This is a genomic window from Polaromonas sp., assembly GCF_018780625.1.
Taxonomy (GTDB): domain Bacteria; phylum Pseudomonadota; class Gammaproteobacteria; order Burkholderiales; family Burkholderiaceae_C; genus Polaromonas.
The window spans coordinates 1-20,043 of the sequence record NZ_JADMJK010000094.1; the positions used below are offsets into that span (position 1 = coordinate 1).

Here is a 20,043-nt window from a genome sequence, read left to right on the forward strand (position 1 = left end):
CCATCGCGGCCAGCTGGTACAGCATCGAGAAAATCTCGGCCACGCTGCGCTGGTTGAAGATGGTGACCTGAATGCCGCGCTGGATCAGCTGCGCTGCAATGTCGGCCTGCAGGTCTGAAAAGCCAATCACGCAGTCGGGCCGCAGTTCGACGATCTTGTCGATCCTGGCGCTCAAGAACGCGCTGACCTTGGGCTTTTCCTCGCGCGCGCGCGGCGGGCGCACGGTGTAGCCCGAGATGCCGACGATGCGGCGCTCTTCGCCCAGCAGGTACAGCCACTCGGTCGGTTCTTCGGTCAGGCAGACGATGCGCTGCGGGCCATAGGCTGCGCTGTCGCTGCTGCCGGCCAGGGCGCGCCAGTCGCTGGCTGGTTCAGTCATCGGTGTCTTTCAAAAACAGCCGCGCCGCCGCCGCCGGGCTGGACGCAAACCACGCATGAAAGTAACTGGCCTTGACGGAACCTGCGGCATACAAGGCCTCGCCGTCGCCGCGCAGGGTGCGTCCGGGCGCCGCCTGGGTGCGCGCCAAGGCGGGCAGCGCAGTGGCGCAGGTGGAATAGTGAAACGTGTGGCCGCGCAGCACCCCGCCGGCCACCTCCAACTGCTGCGGCCCGAGCGCAGCCAGGCGCTTTTGCATCGTCACGCGGCCGGGCAGCAGGCCCCACATCGGGTGGCTGGCGCCGTCGGTGGTCGTGATGTCGTCAAACAGCGCCATCATGCCGCCGCACTCGGCCCACACCGGTTTGCCGGCCTGCACATGCTGCGCCAGGCTGGCTTTCATCGCGCTGTTGCCGCCCAGGGTCTGCGCATGCAGTTCGGGGTAACCGCCGGGCAGCCACAGCGCATCGCACGGCGGCAGCGCGCTGTCGGCCAACGGTGAAAAGTACACCAGCTGCGCGCCCATGGCCTGCAGGCAGTCAATGTTGGCGGCGTACAGGAAACAGAATGCCGCATCGCGGGCGACGGCAATCGTCCGGCCTTGCAGGGCACCGGCAGGAAAGTCATGTCCCGCCGCATCACCACGCTCAAAATGAACAGCCCAGGCCTGCAGGTCATCGGCCGTCATCTGTCCCAGCCTTGTTTCTGCCAGCGCATCGGCCACGGCATCGAGCCGCGTCAGCGCGTCGCCCAGTTCGTGGTCCATGACCAGCCCCAGGTGCCGCTCGGGCAGTGTGAAACTGGCGCTGCGCATCAGCGCACCCTGCCACTGGGCCGATTCGCGCAAGCTCTCTTCAAGCATTCCGGCGTGACCTTCCGAGGCGACACGGTTGGCCAGCACGCCGGCAAACTGCAGGCCTTCGCGGTAATGCTGCAAGCCCCAGGCCAGCGCGCCAAAGGTGCCCGCCATGGCGCCGGCATCAATCACCGCCAGCACCGGCAAGCCAAAGCGCTGCGCCAGATCAGCCGCGCTGGGCTGGCCGTCAAACAACCCCATCACGCCCTCGACAATGATCAGGTCGGCCTCCTGCGCCGCATCATGCAGGCGCTGCGCGCAGTCGGCCTCGCCGGTCATCCACAAGTCGAGCTGGTGCACCGGCGCGCCGCTGGCCAGCGTGAGCCAGTAGGGGTCCAGAAAGTCGGGCCCGCACTTGAACACGCGCACCTTGCGGCCCTGGCGGGCGTGCAGGCGCGCCAGCGCGCAGGCCACCGTGGTCTTGCCCTGGCCCGAGGCCGGGGCGGCGACGAGGATGGCGGGGCATGAGGTCATGCTTACTGCGGTGTCCATTTCAGTCCCAGGTAGAAAGCGCGGCCTTCGGTGGCGTAAGTGCGTGCGGTCTGGTAGTCCTTGTCGCCCAGGTTGTCGATGCGCGCCAGCAGCGTCCAGTCGCGCGCCATGCGGGTGCTTGCCGACAGGTTCACCAGCGCGTAGCCGCCCAGCTCGGTGGTGTTGGCCACTGTGTCGAAGCGTTTGCCAGACGCCTGCACTTCAGCGCCCAGGCGCCAGCCGGCAAGCTCGGTGTCGGCACCCAGCATGGCATGGCGGCGCGCTCTGCGTGCCAGCTGTTTGCCGGTGTCCAGATCCCTCGGGTTCTGGAAGTCAGCGGACGCGCGCAGGTTCACGCCGCCGAGCGCATAGTTTCCGGACACGGTGATGCCCTCGTAGCCGGCACGCGCCACGCTGCCGTAGCAGCCATAAGGCGACGCGCAGGCGCCGGGGCCGTTGACATAGGTGATCAGGTTGCGCAACCGGTTGCGGTAGGCCACCAGCCCCAGGCTGCTGGCGCCGTCGGTGTAGCGCAGGCCGGCTTCGACGTTGCGGCTGGTCTCGGGTTGCAGGCTGCTGACGCCGTATTCGCTGAAGCGCTGGTACAGCGTGGGCGCGCGAAAGGCCGTGCCGGCCGACGCGGTCATGCGCAGTTTGGGCGTGATTGCATAGCCGTAGGCCGCACTGCCAGTGCCCTTGCCGCCAAAGCCGCTGTCGTCGTCGTGCCGAACATTGAGCTGAACGGCGTGCTGTTCCTTGGTAAACCCATAGCCCAGGGCCACGGCGTTCTGGCTTCGGGTCCGGGTCGGGCCGACAGAGGTGTTTTCGAGTTCGTCTTCCCGGCGCTCCAGGGCGGCCGTCAGCAGATGCGGACCAAAACGCAGTTCGTTCTGCCACAGGTAGCCGCGCAGATTGGTTGTGGTCAGGTAGACCGAAGGCGTGGTTTCATAGCGGCTTTGGCTGTCGGTCACGCTCAGGCGGGTGCTGTAGGCCTCGGTCCACTGGGCGCTCCAGTTCAGGCCCAGGGTGCGCAGCTTGTGGCGGCTGAGGTCGTCGACCGGGCTGGCGGGCTTGTGGGTAAAAGCGTCGTATTGCGACTCGGTGTCGCTGGCCAGCACCGTGGCGTCCAGACGGTGGGCGCGGTTGACCTGAAAACCCAGCCGGGCGTTGGCCGAGGTGCTGGTGTAGCCGTCCCGATCGGGGTTGCGCACGCCGTCAGCGGGTTTGCGCAAGCGCAGCGGCTGGGTGTTGAAACCATCGCTGGTCTGATGCGCCAGGCCAAGCGAATAGTCGAACGCACCGCCTGCGCCGGTCGCGCCGCTGACACCGGCCTCCACCTTGCGCAGGCCATGGCTGCCGACGCCCACCCCGACATAGGGGGCCGCCTGGCCTTCGCCCTGGCGCGTGAACAGCTGGATCACGCCGTTGATGGCGTCCGAGCCGTAGACGGCAGCGGCCGGGCCGCGCAGGACTTCAATGCGGTCAATCTGCGCCAGCGGAATGCTCTCCCATGCCACGCCGCCACTACCGGACTGGGCGTCCAGACGCACGCCGTCCAGGTAGACGGCCGTGTGCTGTCCGTTGCCGCCGCGCAGGAAGACGTTGCTGACGCTCGCAATCCCGCCGTTGCGGCTGATCTCGATGCCCGGCAGACGCGCCAGCACATCGGCCACACCGGTGGCGCCGCTGCGCTCGATCATGGCGCGGTCGACGATGGTGACATCGGCGACCAGGTCGGATAGGAGCTGCGCCGTGCGGGTGGCCGTGACCACGGTTTCTTTTAGTTGCGGCTGGGCCTGGGCAGAAAATACACAGGCTAGCGCCAACGGCAACACGGTCAGGCGGGAGGTAGAAATACAAGTTTTCATGAATCAAACAATCAACAAAAAAGCCCTCACCGGCTTCCCCGCCAGTGCATGAGCGTCACGAACGCGGCGCCCCCTGAAAAGGACGCACGCATTCACCTTGTTGGCCGGTATCCGGGCTGACGGAACTGCTCTCATCGCCTTCCCAAGCGCGTGTTCAAAACGCTCAGTGACTCATGATGAAAGCTGAATGCGTCCTTCGGTTTAAAAAAACCAGAGGCGTGGCATTCGTCCGTTTACCGTTGCGGGGGCAGCGCAGGTTAGAAGTCTTGGCGCTTGCAAACCGGGCTGACCCGGACCTCGCTGGCGTTGACTCCCTCCTGCTTCCCGTTGAACTGCAGCGTGTGAACCACGCTGCGAGCACCAACAGCCAAGATTCTACGTGGCTAATCGCAGCAAACCCTACAATCGCGCTTGCCATGTCGAACCAACACCAAATCGACCAGATCACCGAACGCGTTGAACAGCTTTTGCTGCGCTACGAGGAATTGCAGCGCGCCAACAGCCTGCTCACCCATGAACGCGACTCGCTGAGGTCACGATTGAACGCCGCGCGTTCCCGCGTGGACGCCCTGATCGAACGTCTGCCGGAAGGCATCCGCAACACTGTCAAGTCGCCTGCAGGAAATGGGACGGAGTCATGAAACAGCTCGACGTACAAATCATGGGTCAAAGCTATTTGCTGCGTTGCCCCGAAGATGGTGATGCGCAGTTGCTGGAGGCCGTCAGCAAGGTGGACGAGGCCATGTGCAAGATACGCGACGTCGGAAAAATCAAGGCCCGTGACCGCATTGCGGTGCTGGCCGCCCTGAACCTGGCTTTTGAACTTGCCGAGCGCAGCGCCAGCAGCGCTGGGGCACCCGTGAACGCGCAGCCCCCCGAGGCCGATGCCCCGAACCCGCAACTGGGCGCGCTGCTGCAACGCCTGGACGCCGCACTGGGTCTGGGCACCCTCCGCCTTTAACCCTGGCCGGCTAAAATAGCGCCGGCATGGGCCTACAATCAAGGCGTCTGCGATGCGTGCTGGGCTTTATATTTCCTTGAACCAATGCTCCACGAGCACGGGCTTGGTAAATTGTCAGGCTGGTGTGATCGTCTCGCGTTAGACGAACCCGAAACCTGACTGCCCTCGCCCACCTGAACCCCGGTTCAGGATGACGGTCCAGTGGCACTCGCAGACACCTTATTCCCCGCGCGATTTTCACCAGGCTTCGCGCCCGTGACCAGGCGACTCAGGCGGATAAAGCCACCGCAGGCGCGTGTCGCCCCAAACGCCAGTCCCCGACAAATTTCACACCCTGCTGATCATTAAGCTGGCCCTGCTGGGCGCAGTTCTGTGTTTTTTGAGGTTCTCAGAGGGAACTCTGCGGCGTCAGGGCGCAAATAAAGTGTCTTCCCCCTATGAAACAGGGTTTTTCTCCAGTAGCATGCCGGGAGCCACAAGAAAGAAGTTATTCCGGTGGTGATTTGTCAACGTCTAGAAGGAAAATCAATCATGGCAACTGCAAAAAAAGCACCGGCTACAAAAGCGCCTGCACCAAAGGCTGCTCCGGCAAAAAAACTGGCTGCAACCAAGGCCGCTCCCGTCAAGACGGCAGCCGCTAAGAAAGCCGCCCCCGCAAAGACGGTCGCTGCCAAAACAGCCGCTCCCGCCAAAAAAGTTGTGGCCGTAAAAGCCGCAGCGCCCGCCAGCAAACGCACGCCCAACGCAGCGTTCATGAAAGCGCTGACCTTGAGCCCTGCCCTGTCGGCCGTGGTGGGCGACAAGCCTTTGCCACGCACCGAAATTGTCAAGCAACTGTGGGTTTACATCAAAGCCAACAATCTGCAAGACAAGGCTGACAAGCGCATGATCAACGCCGACAAAAAACTGCTCGCCGTCTTCGGCAAGGCACAAGTGTCGATGTTCGAGATGGCCGGCCTGATCGGCAAGCACGTCAAATAATCTGCTTCAGGCAGAAATCAAAAAGGCCGGATCATTCCGGCTTTTTTTCATTCAATCAGCAGATAGCCCATACAGTCCGGGCTTGAGCAGCTATTATTTTTATAGTATTCGCGCCAATGCATTCTGCGTAATGGCGCTCAGCGTGCCGCGTGTGCTGATGACTTCCGGGTCCAGCGTCACCTCGATCAGCGTGCCCTCAGGGCGCGCCAGCGCCGCCAGCAGTTCGGCTTCAAACTCAGCGGTGTGCGTGATGCGCACCCCCGCATACCCATAGGCGCGCGCCAGCGCCGCAAAGTCCGGGTTGTGCAGGCGGGAGCCGCTGGCGTGCTGGGGGTATTCCCTTTCCTGGTGCATGCGGATGGTGCCGTACATGCCGTTGTTAAGCAGCACGATGATGCTTTTGGCGCCATGCTGCACGGCGGTGGCCAGTTCCTGGCCGTTCATCAAAAAGTCACCGTCGCCTGCAATCGTGAAAGCCACACGCCCGGTGGCGATGGCAGCGGCAATGCCTGCGGGCACACCGTAGCCCATGGCGCCCACGGTGGGTGCCAGTTGGGTCTTGTGCCCTTTCACCAGCCCATGGTGCTTGTAGAACCGGTGCACCCAGCTGGCGAAGTTGCCTGCGCCGTTGGTCAGCACGGCGTCATCGGGCAGGTGCTTTTGCAGCAGGCCCACGATGGCGGGCATGTCGATGTCGCCGGGCAGGTTGGCTGATGCAGTCGGTAGCAGGTTGGCCTGGTAGTCGGCGTTGGCAGCCGCGGTCCACGCCTCCCACGGCACCGACACTGGCGCGCTCAGCACCTCCAGCGAGCGGGCGGCGGCGTTCATGGTGGCCTGGATCGCCAGATCAGCCTGGTAGACGCGGTTGAGTTCTTCGGCGCTGGCATGAATATGGACCAGCTTTTGCCTGGTTTTGGGCGCTTGCAGCAAGGTGTAGCCACCGGTCGTCATCTCGCCCAGGCGTGGCCCAATCGCAATGACCAGGTCGCTGACCTTGATGCGTTCGGCCAGCAGCGGGTTCAGGCCAATGCCCACATCGCCCGCATACAGCGGGTGATGGTTGTCAAACGTGTCCTGAAAACGGAAGGCATTGCCCACCGGCAACCTCCAGTTTTCGGCAAAGCGCTGCAGCGCCTGCGCCGACTGGGGCGTCCAGCCGCCGCCGCCGGCAATCACAAAGGGCTGCTTTGACGCCAGCAGCATCTCGCGCAGCGTGCGCAGGGAACCGGGGTCGCTCCAGGCCTGCACCGCTTCCACCCGGGCCAGGGGCTGGGCTTCGGTCAGTTGGGTCAGCATGTCTTCAGGCAAGACCAGCACCACCGGCCCCGGCCGCCCGTTCATGGCGGTGGCAAAGGCGCGCGCCACGTACTCGGGAATGCGGTCGGCATCGTCAATGCGCTCCACACGCTTGGCCATGCCCTTGGTGCTGGGGCCAAAAAAACTCGAATAGTCCACTTCCTGGAAGGCTTCCCGGTCGCGGCAGTCGCTGGCCACGTCGCCCACCAGCAGCACCATGGGGGTCGAGTCCTGAAACGCGGTGTGCACGCCAATGGACGCGTTGGTGGCGCCCGGTCCGCGCGTCACCATGCAAATGCCGGGGCGGCCGGTGAGCTTGCCGTGCGCCTCGGCCATGAAGGCCGCGCCGCCTTCCTGACGGCAGGTGATGAACTGGATCTGGTCGCGCCGGGCGTGCAGGCCGTCTAGCACGGCAAGATAGCTTTCACCGGGTACGCCAAACGCATGGGTAACGCCCTGGGCCAGAAGGCAGTCGACAAGAAGGTGGCCGGCAAGTTGTTTAGTCATGCGCCTTATTGTGCCGCGCAAGTTTGCTGCTCGCGTGGCTGCGTATCGGAACGTCTCGCGTTTACTCGGGCGTGCCGGTATCGCCGTCGGCGCCGCCATCGGCCAGCGCCTGCCGGGCCAGTTCCTCATCGCTCAAGGGTGGCGCTTCCCGCAAGGCGGCCAGCTCTTCAAGGAATTCCTCGCTGGGGGCCTCGTGCTCCAGCAACACTTCTTCAAGCTTTTGCGCGCCAGTTTCGGGGTGTACCGAGGGCGACACCAGTGCCGTCGGCGGCACGGGGAATTTCTCGCCCAGCTCGAACTTCAACGCTTCTGACTTCTCTTCAACCCAGTGGGCAAAGTCACCGTCTTTGGGGGTATCTGAATTGCTCATGATTGTTTCCTTTGCGTGGTACGGCCCTGGCGCGAACGGCCAGGCCTTTGCGCATTATGAGGGCCACCCGCCGCGCTGCGCCGCGTCCCGGAAATCGCCACGCAAACTGACCCGCGATGCGCGGGGTTGACCTTCATCAAGCACAGCACCCGGGGCGCCTGCCACGATGACTTGTGGCTGAAGTTCTGCCACGTCTTCATAATTTTCAGCCACTCCGGGGAGAACAGAGATGAGACCAACAAGCATCAAGACCAGTCTGGCCGCCGCAACACTGTCCGTGTTTTTAAGCGCGGCCCTGGCCCAAACGCCCCCCACGTCGCAGCGCGTCCCAAGGGACTTTGGCAAAGTTGAGTTCCAGTCCGCTTGTGCCAGCTGCCATGGCATGAGCGGCAAAGGCAACGGCCCGCTGGTGTCGCTGATGCGCCGCAGTCCACCGGACCTGACGCTGCTGGCCAAAAACAACCAGGGCGTGTTCCCCATGAACCGGCTGTACGAGGTGATTGATGGCGAGGGCGTGCCCGCCCATGGTTCCCGCGAAATGCCGGTCTGGGGCCGGGCCTACCGCATCATGGATGCCGAGTATTACTTCGACACCGACTACGATGCCAAAGCCCTGGTTCGGGCACGCATCCTGGCCTTGCTGGAATACATCAACAAATTGCAGGTTCGCTGACACGCTGCCCACTGGTGCAGGCGGGCAGATCGGCGCTTCAGGCCACGGCAAGCGGCGCGCGGCGTACGCGCCGCACATTGAACGCGCTCGCAATCAGCACGCCTTGCACCAGCGCCAGGCCCAGCAACACGCCACGGTACTGGCCGTGGTCCATCATCAGGCCAAAAACCAGCGGGGACACGGCCTGGCCAATGTCCAGGCCGGCGTACACCACGCCATAGACACGGCCCGAAGCGTTGTCGGGCGTTGAGCGCTTGACCAGCAAATCGCGCGAAGGCCCGGCAATGCCGGTGGCAAAGCCCATCACGCCAAACAGCACAGGCACCATCCAGGGGGCCAGGTTTCCCAGTGCCAGCAGCAGCGCAACGGCCGCCGCCACGCCAATGCCAGCACCCACCAGTCGCTCGCAGCGGCTCGGGTCTGCGGCCATGAAACCGCCCAGCACCATGCCGCCGGCGCTGCACACCATGTAGACCGACAGGCACATCGCCACCAGCGGCAGCGGCACGCCATGCAGCTGCCGCGCGGCTTCGGGGGCAAAGGCCTGCACCACGCTGAGCACCACGGCGTACCAGAAGAAAAAGGTAAAGCACATCCAGACGGCAGGAATCCTGAGAAAGTCCAGGCCGCCCCCCGCTGCATGCGCGTGGTGCGCCGGTGCAGGCGCCGCCATCGCCAGCTTGCCCCGGTTCAGCAGCAGCACCGCCAGTACGGCAAACGCCAACGCCGCCGCCGCCGCCAGTGCCACGCGCCACGAATAGGCCAGGGTCAGCGACACCACCAGCGCAGGCGCCAGCGCCCAGCCCAGGCTGCCCGTGATGCCATGCACGCTGTAGGCATGCCCCAGCCGGTGCGCGCTCACCTTGCGGTTGAGCAGCGTGTAGTCCACCGGATGAAACACGCCGTTGCCCACGCCGCCCACCGCCGCAAAGCCCGCCAGCATCCAGTAGCTGGTGCTCACGCTGTAACCCAAAGCCGCCACGCCCAGCAAGGCCAGCCCGCCAAACAGCAGCGGGCGTGGACCGAAACGGTCCACAGCGAAGCCAGACAGCGCCTGCACGGCGCAGGACACCGCGAAAAAAATCGTCATCAAAAAACCCAGTTCCGCGTAGCTGACGTCAAACGCGTCCTTGAGCCAGGGAAACAGGGGCGCCAGCAGCAACTGGCTAAAGTGGCTGATCATGTGAGCCAGGCCCACCAGGCCGATCACGCCGGCATCCGAGCGAAGGGAATGGGTGCTGATTTCAGCGGAACCGGCAGGGCCAGGCAGCGTGCTTGAAGTCTTCATGGCGCTATCGTAAATGCTGGGCGCGCCGGCTGCGACTCCAAAAGCCGATTATTCCAGGCGCAGCCCCTTGCCATCCGTCACGCTGATGCTGACCGGAATGCCGGCCCGCACGCTTTGCGTGACGGTGCAAAATTCTTCAAACTGCGCCAGCACCCGGTCAAGGTGCGCCAGTTCTGCGCCGTCTTTTCCGAGCTGAATCGCCACATCGATGTGGGTAATGCGCAAGCGCTTGCTTTCGTTGCGGTCAATGGTGCAGGTCGCCCGGGCGGTCATGCCCCCCGCGTCCTGCTTGAACTTTTGCAGCGAAAACAGCAGGCTGGCCGACAGGCAGTTGGCCACCGCTGCCAGCAGCATGTGGGTGGGCGCCGGGCCTTCGCCCTGGCCCAGCGGCGCGGGCTCGTCTGCCAGCAGACTCGGCATGCCCTCGCCAAAGTCGACCAGAAACTGGTAATTTTTTTGCTGCGTAATCGTGACGCTCAGCGTTTCAGCCATGGACAGTTTCCAATCAAAGTACTTGTCTGGGCGCCCGGCTCACCGGCGCGCCACGGGGGAAATCAGCCTTGGCGCACGCCCGCTTTTTTCAGCATCATTTCAAGGGGGCAAAACTTCGTGAAGCTGCTTTGCAGCAAATTGGCCCCGACAAAGACCGTGACCCACAAAAAGTACTTACTCATAAAGAGCGGGCTCTCGGGCACACCCAGCGCCAAAGAAACCAAAATGAAAATTCCTGCAAACATGCGGACCATAAGGTTGGTAGTCATCGTCAGTGCTCCTGGTAGTCAATAAAATTTAAAAATCACGCAAACTTCTTGCGGTTCACCGCGTAATACAGCACCGGTATCACCACCAGCGTCAGCAGCGTGGAAACAAAAATACCGAAAATCAGCGAAATGGCCAGGCCATTGAAAATCGGGTCGTCCAGAATGAAGCCCGCGCCAATCATGGCCGCCAGGCCGGTCAACACAATCGGCTTGGCGCGCGCCGAGGCAGCGCTGACCACGGCCTGGACAAACGGCATGCCTTGCGACACCTGCAGGTTGATAAAGTCAACCAGCAAAATCGAATTGCGCACAATAATGCCCGCCAGCGCGATCATTCCAATCATCGACGTGGCCGTGTACTGCGCGTTCAGCAGCGCGTGGCCCGGCATGACGCCAATGATGGTCAGCGGAATCGGCGCCATGATGATCAGGGGCGTCATGTAGGAGCCAAATTGCGCCACCACCAGGATGTACACCAGCACCAGCCCGACCGCATAGGCCAGCCCCATGTCGCGAAAGGTTTCGTAGGTGATTTGCCACTCGCCGTCCCATTTCAGTGAAAACTGGCGGTACGGGTCGGAGGGCTGGCTGATGAAGTATTCGCCCAGCGGCGCGCCCTGGGTCGCCGTCAGCTTGTCCAGCTTGCTGCGCACCGAAAACATGCCGTACAGGGGGCTGTCCAGCTTGCCCCCCATGTCGCCAATCACATAGGTGACGGGCAGCAGGTTCTTGTGGTAAATCGTTTTTTCGCGGGTGGTGGGTTCCACCTTGACCAGCTCGGAAAGCGGGACGTTGTCGCCCCGGTCAGACTTCACCGCCAGGCTCAGCAAGGACTCCAGGCGGGCCTGCTTTTCAGCCGGCAAGTTCAGGCGCACCGGAACGCTGTACTTCGACTGGCCGTCATGCAGTGCCGTGATGTCTTCGCCGTCCAGCGCGACGCGCATGGCTTGCACCACGTCGCTTGCGGGAATACCCAGCAGGGCCGCCTTGCGCTGGTCCACCCGCAGCACCAGCTTTTTGGCGCTATCTTCAATCGAGTCGTCTATGCCAATAATGTCCGGGGTCTGGCCAAAGGCCTGGCGTACCTGCTTGGCCAGGGCGTGTCGCCCCGCTTCATCGGGGCCATAAATTTCAGCCACCAGGGGCGACAACACCGGCGGGCCGGGTGGAACTTCAACCACCTTGACCTTGGCGCCATGCCGCGCGGCGATTTCCTCCAGCGGAGCGCGCACCGCACCCGCGATTTGATGGCTCTTGCGCTTGCGCAGGCTCTTGTCCAGCAGGTTGACCTGCAAGTCGCCGAGTTCCGGCGCCTGGCGCAAATAGTATTGCCGCACCAGGCCATTGAAGTTGATGGGCGCCGCCGTGCCCGCATAGCCCTGGTAGTCGGTGACTTCTTCAACGGTGGCCAGGTAGGCACCCATTTCCTTCAGCACCACGGCCGTGTTTTCCACCGGCGTGCCTACCGGCATGTCGACCACCACCTGAAACTCCGCCTTGTTGTCAAACGGCAGCATCTTGAGCACCACCAGCTGCACCACCGGCAAGGCGACCGACAGCAAGATCGCCAGCAAGATCCCGACCCACAGGAAGCGGCGGTTGCGAACGGCCTTTTTGTCGGCCAGAAACGGCAGCAGCAGCTTGTTAAAGCCCCGGTGCAGCTTGCCGTCTTCGTGCACGGTATGCGCCGCGCCTGCCGTGTGCGACTTTGAAAGCCGATCGGCCAGCCACGGCGTCACGGTAAACGCAATCACCAGAGAAATCACCATGCCCAGGCTGGCGTTGATGGGAATCGGGCTCATGTACGGGCCCATCAGACCGGTGACGAATGCCATGGGCAGCAAAGCCGCAATCACGGTGAAGGTCGCCAAAATGGTGGGGCCGCCCACCTCGTCGACGGCCGCCGGAATGATCTCGGACAGCTTTTTGTCGGGGTAGAGCTCGCGGTGCCGGTGAATGTTCTCGACCACCACGATCGCGTCATCGACCAGGATACCAATTGAAAAAATCAGCGCAAACAAACTGACGCGATTCAGCGTGAAGCCCCAGGCCCACGATGCAAACAGCGTGGCCGCCAGCGTCAGCACCACGGCAATGCCCACAATCGCCGCCTCACGCATGCCCAGCGCAAAAAACACCAGCACCACCACGGCAGAGGTCGCAAAAATCAGCTTTTGAATCAGCTTCATCGCCTTGTCGTTGGCGGTTTCGCCGTAGTTGCGGGTCACGCTCACTTCCACGCCCTGGGGCACCACGGTGTTGCGCAGTTCGGCCACGCGCTGGGTAATTTGCTTGGCGACCTGCACCGCGTTTTCGCCGGGCTTTTTGGTCACGGTGATCGTCACCGCCGGGTATTCGCTGCCCACGGCGTTCGCCTGCGTGGCTGCGGCCTTGCCGACACCCAGCCAGACGTAGCGGGAGGCCGGAGGCGCACCATCGACGATGCGCGCCACGTCCGACAAACTGACCGGGTTGCCGTCGCTGACCCCCACCACCAACTCGCCCACTTCCTTTGCACTGGTCAAAAAGTTACCGGTCTGCACTTCCACCGTGGCGTTGTCGGCCGTCAGCTGGCCGGCCGGCAAGGCGGCGTTCACACCCAGCAGCGCCCGGCGAATGTCGTTGATGGCCAGGTGATACGAGTTCAGCTTGTCAATGTCCAGCAGCACCCGCACCACCCGGCCGGGGCCGCCCAGCGTGGTGACTTCACGCGTGCCGGGCACCCGCTTGAGTTCAGCCTCCATGGCGTGCGCCACGCGCTCCAGTTCAGCGGCGCCGCGCTCGCCGTCCTTGGTCCAAAGCGTCAGTGACAACACAGGCACGTCGTCAATGCCCCGGGGCTTGATCAGCGGCTCACCCACGTTCAACTCGCGCGGCAGCCAGTCGCGGTTGGAATTGATGGTGTCGTACAGCCGCACCAGCGCCTCGGTACGGGGAACGCCCACCTGAAACTGGGCCGTGATGACGGCCATGCCCGGCTTGGACACCGAGTAGATGTGCTCCAGGCCGTGAATTTGCGAGATCACCTGCTCGGCCGGCGTGGCCACCAGCAATTCAACGTCCTTGGCCGATGCGCCAGGAAACGGAATCATCACGTTGGCCATGGTGACGTTGATCTGCGGCTCCTCCTCGCGCGGGGTGACCAGGACCGCAAACAGGCCCAGCAGCATCGCCACCAGGGCAATGAGCGGCGTGAGCTGCGAATGCAGAAAGAATTTCGCGAGGCGACCAGCAATACCCATGATCTTATTTTTCCTTGATCTTCAAAATACCGAGCGCCTTCAAGACGTACTTTTCATAAATCGGTTCGGAGTTGCCTGTTTTCATCTTGCGCATGAAGTATTTTTCAAAGGCTATCTTGGCCAGATGCACCCACTTGCCTTCAGAAAACCAGCTGACATTGCGCGGTGGAATTTGCGGCAGCGCGACAAACGCGATCCCGCTGTCGCCAAAGTCGGCCAGGCAAATCGCGTTCCAGGTCGCCTTCGCGCTGGGCTCGCGCCCCTGCAATTGCGCCTGGATATTGTGGGCGGTGGCCGTCACCATTGACTCGATCATGTAGCCCGTCTTGGGCGCGCCGGTAGGCACCGGCGTGACTTCAACCGGCGGTATCGCCACGCAAACGCCCACCGCATAGATGTTCTTGAATTTGGGGTTGCGCTGATGCTCGTCAATCAGGATGAAGCCGCGCGGATTGGTCAGTCCTTCGATGCCGAACACGGCGTCAATGCCTTTGAAGGCAGGCAGCACCATGGAATAGGCAAACGGCAACTCATGCTGTTTTTTGACCGCGCCGTTTTCATCGTGCTCGGCCACCAGCATCTTGCCGTCTTCCACCTTCAGTATCTTGGCATTGCAGATCCACTTGATGTGGCGCTCACGCATCGCCGATTCCAGCATGGTCTTGGAGTCACCCACGCCGCTCAAGCCGAGGTGGCCAATATAGGGCTCGGGCGTGACGTAGGTCATGGGCACGCGGTCGCGGATTTTGCGCTTGCGCAGGTCGGTGTCCATGATGAAGGCAAATTCGTAGGCCGGACCAAAGCACGATGCGCCCTGCGCCGCACCCACCACGACCGGGCCGGGCGCCGCCGTGAACTTGTCCCAGGCCGCGCCGGCCGTGACGGCGTGGTCGACATGGCAAACCGACTGCGTGTAGCCCTGCGGTCCCAGCCCTTCGATCTCGTCAAAAGCGAGTTTCGGGCCCGTCGCAATCACCAGAAAATCGTAGTCCAGCAGGCGGCCATCGCCCAATTCCACCTGGTTGCGCTCGGGATGCAGCCGCTTGGCGCCCGCGCCATCAAAGGCAATGCCCTTCTTCGCCAGGTAAGGCGCCGCCTCGAATTCAACCGCGTCGCGCGTGCGCCAGTTCACGGCCACCCACGGGTTGGAAGGGACAAAGTGAAAAGTGCTGGTGTTGGACACCACGGTGACGCGGTCGTTCGCGCCCAGCAAAGCCTTCAGTTCGTAGGCCATCGGCATGCCGCCTATGCCCGCACCCAAAATGACGATATGAGCCATATAACCTCCGGATGTTGAAGAAGAAGAACCGCTGGAAAACCGCTGGGACTATTTTTGGCTGGTGCTTGCGCTGCTGCCTGACAAAAGACCCGCTTTCACGGGGTCCAGCGCAATGCGCTCGCCTTCCCGCAGCCCCGACAGCACTTCAGTCAGGCCGCCGACCGCATCGCCTGTGCGAATTTGCCGCAACTGTGCCTGCCCGCCCTCGCCTTGCACATAGACGGCCGTGACTTCACTGCGTCGCAGCACGGCGCTTTCAGGAATCACCAGCTTGCGCGCCACACCCGTGGCAAAGTAGGCGCGCGCAAACTGTCCCGGCAGCAAGCCGGTGGCGTCCGCCAGCTCAAGCCGCAGCTTGGCGGTGTGGGTGCGGCTGTCCACCAGCGGCACCAGCGTGACCTGTTTGGCCGTCAGGCTGCGTTTTAAATCCGGCACCTCGATCTGGACCGGCATTTGCAGCTTGACCGCGCGCAAACTGGACTGCGACAGCGTGGCCACCACGCGCATGCTGGCGGGGTCAAACACCGTGACCAGCGGGCGGCCTGGCGTGGCCATGTCGCCCAGCTCCACCAGCGTGGCCGCCACCACGCCGGCATAAGGCGCAGTGATGGTGGTGAAGGTTTTGGCGGTCGATGCCTGGCCGGCATTCGCCTGCACCGCACCCACCCGCGCCTGCGCCGCCTTGAAGTCCAGTTCGGCCTGGTCCAACCCGGCTTTGCTGATGAAGTTTTGCGCGAACAGTTGTTTGTTGCGCTCATAGGCGCGCGTGGCGTTGGTCAGCCCCGCCTGCGCTTCGGCCAGCTGGCTCTGGCTGCCAGACACCACCTGCTCGGCGGCGCGCGGGTCAATGCGCGCCAGCACCTGGCCAGCCTTCACCGTGTCGCCAACCCGGACCTTCAGTTCAACAATCTGGCCCTGGATTTGCGCGGCCAGCGTGGACTGGCGAACGGCTTCAACCACCCCTTCGGCGCTGATCACGTCGGGCACCTCGCGGTACGCCACGGTGTAGCTGCTGGCCGCCGGTGCGGCCGCCGCCGCGGGTGCAGATGCGGGTGCGTCAGCCGCGTAGGCCTGCGGCGCCAGCGCCCACAGCATGGCAGCGCCCACAGCAGCGGCACGCCGGGCCTGACGGGTGAATGAATGGGTTTTATTGTTTGTGGTCATGGAAGCTTCAAAATTTCATCACGAGGCCGACGGCGTTGACGAAGGCATGGGGCAGTACAAGCCATACAAAGTGGACAGCATGGCAACAGCGCGTGCGTCGCAGACCTGGTAGAAGATTTTTTTGCCCTCTCGCCGGGTTGAAACAATTTCTTCGGTGCGCAAAACAGCCAGTTGCTGCGACAGCGTGGGCTGGCGAATACCAAGCAATTCTTCAAGTTCACTGACGCACGCTTCGCCTTGCGTCAACTGGCACAGCAATAGCAGCCGGTCCTCGTTGGCCAGCACCCGCAGCAATGCGGTGGCCCGGCCAGCGGCCTCATGCATCAGTTGAACGCTCAGAACAGGGGAAGTCATAAATCCTGGATTTTGGTGTTCAGGCAAACACTATACTTTTAAATATAACATATAACAATACATTATGAATTTAAAAACTATTAGTGCGTCCACGGCGACGCCAGCATGACCGGCGCCAAGGGCCGCCATTCCAACCCAGTCTAGGTAGCGTGTCAAAAACGCCGTTTGATCCAGGTCAACGCAACGAGGTACAACGCGGCGAGTGCCAGCGCCATGCAGGCACGCAAATACCCCTCAAACCAGCCGCCTGAGCCAGCCCATGACCCGCTTGAAACGCGGGCCATACGGCGGATACAGCAAATCGCCACGCGCCCACTTCGACTGCACCAGCACCGGCTTTTGCTGCGTCAGCCGCAAAAAGCCGGCTTCGCCATGGTAGCTGCCCCAGCCGCTGTCGCCCACGCCGCCAAACGGCAGGTTCTCGTGCGCTATGTGCATCAAGGTATCGTTCACGGTGACGCCGCCGCTCACGGTGCGCGCCAGCACCCGGTCGCGCGCGGCGCTGTCTGTGCCAAACCAGTACAGCGCCAGCGGGCGCGGCCGGGCATTGATGTAGCCAATGGCCTGGTCCAGCGTGTCGTAAGGCAGCACCGGCAACACGGGACCAAAGATTTCTTCTTCCATCAGCCGCATGCCGGGCTGCGCGCCATACACCAGCACCGGCGCCATCTGCCGCGTGACAGGGTCACTTGATGCAGGCGACACGCCCTGCGGGTCAATCACCTGGAGTGTCGCGCCGCCGGCCTGGGCCTCACGCAGCGCCGCCTGCAACTGCGCAAAATAACGGTCATTCTGAATGCTCGCGTAATCGGGGTTGCCGGCAATGCGCGGAAACAGCTGCTTCACGGCGGCGGCAAAGGCCGCTTCAAATTCTGCTTCGCGCCCGCGCGGCAACAACACATAGTCGGGCGCCACGCAGGTCTGGCCGGCATTGAGCAGCTTGCCGTGCGCGATCTTCAGCGCTGCATCGGCCATGTTGCAGGAGGCATCAATGATGCACGGCGACTTGCCGCCCAGCTCCAGCGTGGTCGGCGTCAGGTTGGCAGCAGCCGCAGCGGCCACCTTGCGCCCCACTGCCGTCGAGCCGGTAAAAAACAGGTGGTCAAACGGCAGGCTGGCAAATTCGGCGGCCACCGCGCCGTCGCCCTGCACCACGCATAACTCGTCCGACGAAAAAGACGCCGCCAGCAACTGCGCCAGCAAGGCCGAGGTCTGCGGCGTCAGCTCGCTGGGCTTGAGCATCACGCGATTACCTGCGCCCAGGGCCGTGATGACAGGGGCCAGCGCCAGCTGCACCGGGTAGTTCCAGGGCGACACCACGCCCACCACGCCCAGGGGCTGGCGCTGCACAAAGGCATGGGCGGGCTGCAAATACAGCGGCGTGCGCACCTTCACCGGCTTCATCCAGCGGGGCAGGTGTTTGAGCGTGCTGGACAGCAGCGTGCGCAAAACAAACAGGTCGGCAATCTCGGTCAACGCCGGCGAACGAACCCCAAAATCAGCATTCACCGCCTGTGCCAGCGCGCCGCCGTGGGCGTCGAGCAAGGCCTGCATGCGCAGCAGCCGGTGGCGGCGCACGGCCAGCGGCACGTCCACGTGGGTGCGGCTGGCGCGGTGCTGGGCGTCAAAAAGGCTGCGAAGGCGGGTCGGGCTGGCGTGGTCGGTGCGGGGAATCATGGGCCGATGATAGAGGGCTGGTGCCTTGCGCATCTTTGTATATTAAGAGGCTTGCTTCGGCAGCTCTGCGAAGCCATCAACCACCAAGGAATCCCCATGACGACCAGCCGCTCCCCACGAAACGGCCTTGCCGGCCACGCCTTCGCGCTCGCCCTGCTGCTCAGCGCCTGCAGCGGCGCCAGCAGCGAGTCAATCGGCGAAGTCGACACCGTGTTCAAGTTCATCGGCCCCGACCACAAAATCGTGATTGACGCCTACGACGACCCCAAGGTCAGCGGCGTCACCTGCTACGTGTCGCGTGCCAAAACCGGCGGCATCAAGGGTGCGCTGGGCCTGGCCGAAGACCGCGCCGAGGCCTCGATTGCCTGCCGGCAAACCGGCCCCATCAGTTTTGCGGGCAAGCCACTGCCCCAGCAGGAAGAAATGTTCAGCGAGCGCATCTCGCTGGTGTTCAAAAAGCTGCGCGTGGTGCGCCTGGTGGACAGCAAGCGCAACACGCTGGTGTACCTGACCTACTCCGACCGCCTGATTGAAGGCTCGCCGCAAAACAGCGTGACCGCCGTGCCGGTACCTGCAGCAACCATGATTCCGGTCAAGTAAGCCGGCGCCGAATCGCGCAACAATGCAGGCAGCGGATCTTCTGCCAGGGCGCATGATGACTTGCATTTCCTTTTTCCTTTTTTCCTTTTAAAGGGCTTCCATGGAATTCAAGGACTACTACCAGATCATGGGCGTGGCGCGTGACGCGACGGCCGACGACATCAAGCGCGCCCACCGCAAGCTGGCGCGCAAATTCCACCCCGACGTCAGCAAGGAAAAGAACGCCGAAGTGCGCTTCAAGGAACTCGGCGAAGCCTACGAGGTGCTGAAAGACCCCGAAAAGCGCGCCGCCTACGACCAGCTCGGCGCCAACTGGAAAGCCGGGCAAGACTTTCGCCCGCCGCCCGACTGGAATGCCGGTGCCGAATACGCCGGCAGCGGGTTTGAACGCGGCTTTGGCGGCGGCGCAAACGGCGACCACAGCGACTTCTTTGAATCGCTGTTTCGCCAGGGCTTCGCCACCGCCGGAAAAAGAGGGGCCAGCCCTGGCGGGGGTCGCCGCACCTACAGCGCCAAGGGCGAAGACCACCACGCCAAAATCCAGATCGACCTGGAAGACGCCTATGCAGGCACCACCCGCACCCTCAGCCTGCGCGTGCCCGAAATGGACGACCAGGGCCATGTGGTGCCGCGCGAGCACCAGATCAGCTTCAGCATCCCCAAAGGCATACGCGCCGGCCAGCACATACGCCTGGCCGGACAAGGCGCGCCGGGTGTGGGCCAGGGCGGCGCGGGGGACTTGTACCTGGAAGTGGAATTCCGGCCACACCCGCTGTACCGGGTGGACAAGCACGACGTGTACATGGACTTGCCCGTTGCCCCCTGGGAGGCGGCCTTGGGCGCAGAAGTGGAAGCCCCCACGCCCCTGGGCGCGGTGGAGGTCAAGATACCGGCCGGCTCGCCCAACGGGCGCAAGCTGCGGCTCAAGGGCCGCGGCCTGCCTGGCGTGACCCCGGGCGACTTTTACCTGGTGCTGCAAACTGTGTTGCCGCCCGCTGACACCGAGGCCGAAAAAACGTTTTACCAAGGCATGGCCAAGCAGTTCAGCAGCTTCAAGCCACGCGCCAAACTCGGGGGAAAGTCATGACACCCACGTTCACGATGGCAGAAACCACCGGCCTGATCCTGGAAGAGCAAACCGGCTTGAGCCTGGCCGACCTGTGCCTTGCCTGCGAGGCAGAGGCTGAACGCATCATGGAACTCGTGCACGAAGGCGTGCTGGCCCCGGCTGGCGCCGCGCCCGGCGAATGGCGCTTTAGCGGGCTGCACCTGCAGCGCGCCAGAGTCGCGCTGCGGCTGCAAACCGACCTGGACGTGAA

20 protein-coding genes and 1 riboswitch are annotated in these 20,043 nt (G+C 63.2%); of the genes, 7 read left to right on the forward strand and 13 right to left on the reverse strand.

The annotated features are described in order from the left end of the window. The 3 genes from IV091_RS08505 to IV091_RS08515 all read right to left on the reverse strand — a co-directional run. Positions 1 to 379: ABC transporter substrate-binding protein (locus IV091_RS08505; RefSeq protein WP_293467558.1), on the reverse strand; the 379-nt coding region annotated here is incomplete at its 3' end. Then, positions 372 to 1,724, reverse strand: coding sequence for a cobyrinate a,c-diamide synthase (locus tag IV091_RS08510; protein ID WP_293467560.1), 1,353 nt, complete (start codon positions 1,722 to 1,724; stop codon positions 372 to 374). The genes IV091_RS08505 and IV091_RS08510, both read right to left, overlap by 8 nt. Further along, positions 1,709 to 3,571 (reverse strand): TonB-dependent receptor, encoded by a 1,863-nt coding sequence (locus IV091_RS08515; RefSeq protein ID WP_293467562.1) that lies wholly within the window; start codon positions 3,569 to 3,571, stop codon positions 1,709 to 1,711. Before IV091_RS08515 ends, IV091_RS08510 begins: the two co-directional genes overlap by 16 nt. Before the next feature lie 84 nt (positions 3,572 to 3,655). Next, positions 3,656 to 3,951, reverse strand: a riboswitch (cobalamin riboswitch). Positions 3,952 to 3,987: 36 nt separating this feature from the next. Between IV091_RS08515 and IV091_RS08520 the strand changes: the two genes are divergently transcribed. The 3 genes from IV091_RS08520 (at position 3,988) to IV091_RS08530 (ending at position 5,513) form a co-directional block, all read left to right on the forward strand. Further along, positions 3,988 to 4,212 carry a DUF904 domain-containing protein gene (locus IV091_RS08520; protein WP_293467564.1) on the forward strand — a complete coding sequence of 75 codons (225 nt, stop codon included), beginning with the start codon at positions 3,988 to 3,990 and terminating at the stop codon, positions 4,210 to 4,212. Then, positions 4,209 to 4,532: a cell division protein ZapA gene (locus IV091_RS08525; RefSeq protein ID WP_293467566.1), complete on the forward strand. Its 324-nt coding sequence runs from the start codon at positions 4,209 to 4,211 to the stop codon at positions 4,530 to 4,532. The genes IV091_RS08520 and IV091_RS08525 overlap by 4 nt, the downstream gene beginning before the upstream one ends. A 531-nt stretch (positions 4,533 to 5,063) precedes the next feature. After that, the gene (locus IV091_RS08530) at positions 5,064 to 5,513 is read left to right on the forward strand and encodes an SWIB/MDM2 domain-containing protein (protein ID WP_293467568.1); all 450 of its coding nucleotides are present in this window, start codon (positions 5,064 to 5,066) and stop codon (positions 5,511 to 5,513) included. 99 nt (positions 5,514 to 5,612) lie between these two features. Here IV091_RS08530 and IV091_RS08535 read toward each other — a convergent pair whose 3' ends face one another. Together IV091_RS08535 and IV091_RS08540 are read right to left on the reverse strand one after the other, a co-directional pair. Then, positions 5,613 to 7,316, reverse strand: coding sequence for a thiamine pyrophosphate-binding protein (locus IV091_RS08535; protein WP_293467570.1), 1,704 nt, complete (start codon positions 7,314 to 7,316; stop codon positions 5,613 to 5,615). A gap of 61 nt (positions 7,317 to 7,377) precedes the next feature. Next, entirely contained in the window at positions 7,378 to 7,686 is a 309-nt protein-coding gene (locus IV091_RS08540; protein WP_293467572.1) for a hypothetical protein, read from the reverse strand. A 229-nt stretch (positions 7,687 to 7,915) separates the two neighbouring features. On the opposite strand from IV091_RS08540, the gene IV091_RS08545 reads away from it, so the two are divergent. Beyond that, a complete protein-coding gene (locus IV091_RS08545; protein ID WP_293467575.1) occupies positions 7,916 to 8,359 on the forward strand; it encodes a c-type cytochrome in 444 nt (147 codons plus the stop codon). Positions 8,360 to 8,396: 37 nt separating this feature from the next. Here IV091_RS08545 and IV091_RS08550 read toward each other — a convergent pair whose 3' ends face one another. The 8 genes from IV091_RS08550 to IV091_RS08585 form a co-directional block, all read right to left on the reverse strand. Then, on the reverse strand, positions 8,397 to 9,647 hold the full coding sequence (locus tag IV091_RS08550; protein WP_293467577.1) for an MFS transporter: 1,251 nt from the start codon (positions 9,645 to 9,647) through the stop codon (positions 8,397 to 8,399). Between the two features lie 48 nt (positions 9,648 to 9,695). Next, positions 9,696 to 10,139, reverse strand: a complete 444-nt coding sequence (locus IV091_RS08555) for an OsmC family protein (protein WP_293467579.1) — start codon at positions 10,137 to 10,139, stop codon at positions 9,696 to 9,698. Between the two features lie 62 nt (positions 10,140 to 10,201). Further along, positions 10,202 to 10,408 carry a DUF2892 domain-containing protein gene (locus IV091_RS08560; protein ID WP_293467581.1) on the reverse strand — a complete coding sequence of 69 codons (207 nt, stop codon included), beginning with the start codon at positions 10,406 to 10,408 and terminating at the stop codon, positions 10,202 to 10,204. 35 nt (positions 10,409 to 10,443) lie between these two features. Then, positions 10,444 to 13,650, reverse strand: coding sequence for an efflux RND transporter permease subunit (locus IV091_RS08565; protein ID WP_293467582.1), 3,207 nt, complete (start codon positions 13,648 to 13,650; stop codon positions 10,444 to 10,446). A gap of 4 nt (positions 13,651 to 13,654) precedes the next feature. Then, positions 13,655 to 14,929: an FAD/NAD(P)-binding oxidoreductase gene (locus tag IV091_RS08570; RefSeq protein ID WP_293467584.1), complete on the reverse strand. Its 1,275-nt coding sequence runs from the start codon at positions 14,927 to 14,929 to the stop codon at positions 13,655 to 13,657. A 48-nt stretch (positions 14,930 to 14,977) separates the two neighbouring features. Further along, positions 14,978 to 16,093 carry an efflux RND transporter periplasmic adaptor subunit gene (locus IV091_RS08575; protein WP_293467586.1) on the reverse strand — a complete coding sequence of 372 codons (1,116 nt, stop codon included), beginning with the start codon at positions 16,091 to 16,093 and terminating at the stop codon, positions 14,978 to 14,980. A gap of 18 nt (positions 16,094 to 16,111) precedes the next feature. Next, a complete protein-coding gene (locus IV091_RS08580; protein WP_293467588.1) occupies positions 16,112 to 16,447 on the reverse strand; it encodes a metalloregulator ArsR/SmtB family transcription factor in 336 nt (111 codons plus the stop codon). A 234-nt stretch (positions 16,448 to 16,681) separates the two neighbouring features. Further along, positions 16,682 to 18,124 (reverse strand): coniferyl aldehyde dehydrogenase, encoded by a 1,443-nt coding sequence (locus IV091_RS08585; RefSeq protein ID WP_293467591.1) that lies wholly within the window; start codon positions 18,122 to 18,124, stop codon positions 16,682 to 16,684. 96 nt (positions 18,125 to 18,220) lie between these two features. Between IV091_RS08585 and IV091_RS08590 the strand changes: the two genes are divergently transcribed. The 3 genes from IV091_RS08590 to IV091_RS08600 form a co-directional block, all read left to right on the forward strand. Beyond that, positions 18,221 to 18,724 carry a CreA family protein gene (locus IV091_RS08590; protein ID WP_293467593.1) on the forward strand — a complete coding sequence of 168 codons (504 nt, stop codon included), beginning with the start codon at positions 18,221 to 18,223 and terminating at the stop codon, positions 18,722 to 18,724. Positions 18,725 to 18,824: 100 nt separating this feature from the next. Beyond that, on the forward strand, positions 18,825 to 19,811 hold the full coding sequence (locus IV091_RS08595) for a DnaJ C-terminal domain-containing protein (protein WP_293467595.1): 987 nt from the start codon (positions 18,825 to 18,827) through the stop codon (positions 19,809 to 19,811). Then, a partial coding sequence (locus IV091_RS08600) for a chaperone modulator CbpM (RefSeq protein ID WP_293467597.1) occupies positions 19,808 to 20,043 on the forward strand: 236 nt, incomplete at its 3' end. The genes IV091_RS08595 and IV091_RS08600, both read left to right, overlap by 4 nt.

What these genes read in the sequence shown, in the direction of transcription:
- IV091_RS08510 (WP_293467560.1), bottom strand. Translation starts at nt 1,724, where the DNA reads ATGGACACCGCAGTAAGCATGACCTCATGCCCCGCCATCCTCGTCGCC.
- IV091_RS08515 (WP_293467562.1), bottom strand. Translation starts at nt 3,571, where the DNA reads ATGAAAACTTGTATTTCTACCTCCCGCCTGACCGTGTTGCCGTTGGCG.
- IV091_RS08520 (WP_293467564.1), top strand. Translation starts at nt 3,988, where the DNA reads ATGTCGAACCAACACCAAATCGACCAGATCACCGAACGCGTTGAACAG.
- IV091_RS08525 (WP_293467566.1), top strand. Translation starts at nt 4,209, where the DNA reads ATGAAACAGCTCGACGTACAAATCATGGGTCAAAGCTATTTGCTGCGT.
- IV091_RS08530 (WP_293467568.1), top strand. Translation starts at nt 5,064, where the DNA reads ATGGCAACTGCAAAAAAAGCACCGGCTACAAAAGCGCCTGCACCAAAG.
- IV091_RS08535 (WP_293467570.1), bottom strand. Translation starts at nt 7,316, where the DNA reads ATGACTAAACAACTTGCCGGCCACCTTCTTGTCGACTGCCTTCTGGCC.
- IV091_RS08540 (WP_293467572.1), bottom strand. Translation starts at nt 7,686, where the DNA reads ATGAGCAATTCAGATACCCCCAAAGACGGTGACTTTGCCCACTGGGTT.
- IV091_RS08545 (WP_293467575.1), top strand. Translation starts at nt 7,916, where the DNA reads ATGAGACCAACAAGCATCAAGACCAGTCTGGCCGCCGCAACACTGTCC.
- IV091_RS08550 (WP_293467577.1), bottom strand. Translation starts at nt 9,647, where the DNA reads ATGAAGACTTCAAGCACGCTGCCTGGCCCTGCCGGTTCCGCTGAAATC.
- IV091_RS08555 (WP_293467579.1), bottom strand. Translation starts at nt 10,139, where the DNA reads ATGGCTGAAACGCTGAGCGTCACGATTACGCAGCAAAAAAATTACCAG.
- IV091_RS08560 (WP_293467581.1), bottom strand. Translation starts at nt 10,408, where the DNA reads ATGACTACCAACCTTATGGTCCGCATGTTTGCAGGAATTTTCATTTTG.
- IV091_RS08565 (WP_293467582.1), bottom strand. Translation starts at nt 13,650, where the DNA reads ATGGGTATTGCTGGTCGCCTCGCGAAATTCTTTCTGCATTCGCAGCTC.
- IV091_RS08570 (WP_293467584.1), bottom strand. Translation starts at nt 14,929, where the DNA reads ATGGCTCATATCGTCATTTTGGGTGCGGGCATAGGCGGCATGCCGATG.
- IV091_RS08575 (WP_293467586.1), bottom strand. Translation starts at nt 16,093, where the DNA reads ATGACCACAAACAATAAAACCCATTCATTCACCCGTCAGGCCCGGCGT.
- IV091_RS08580 (WP_293467588.1), bottom strand. Translation starts at nt 16,447, where the DNA reads ATGACTTCCCCTGTTCTGAGCGTTCAACTGATGCATGAGGCCGCTGGC.
- IV091_RS08585 (WP_293467591.1), bottom strand. Translation starts at nt 18,124, where the DNA reads ATGATTCCCCGCACCGACCACGCCAGCCCGACCCGCCTTCGCAGCCTT.
- IV091_RS08590 (WP_293467593.1), top strand. Translation starts at nt 18,221, where the DNA reads ATGACGACCAGCCGCTCCCCACGAAACGGCCTTGCCGGCCACGCCTTC.
- IV091_RS08595 (WP_293467595.1), top strand. Translation starts at nt 18,825, where the DNA reads ATGGAATTCAAGGACTACTACCAGATCATGGGCGTGGCGCGTGACGCG.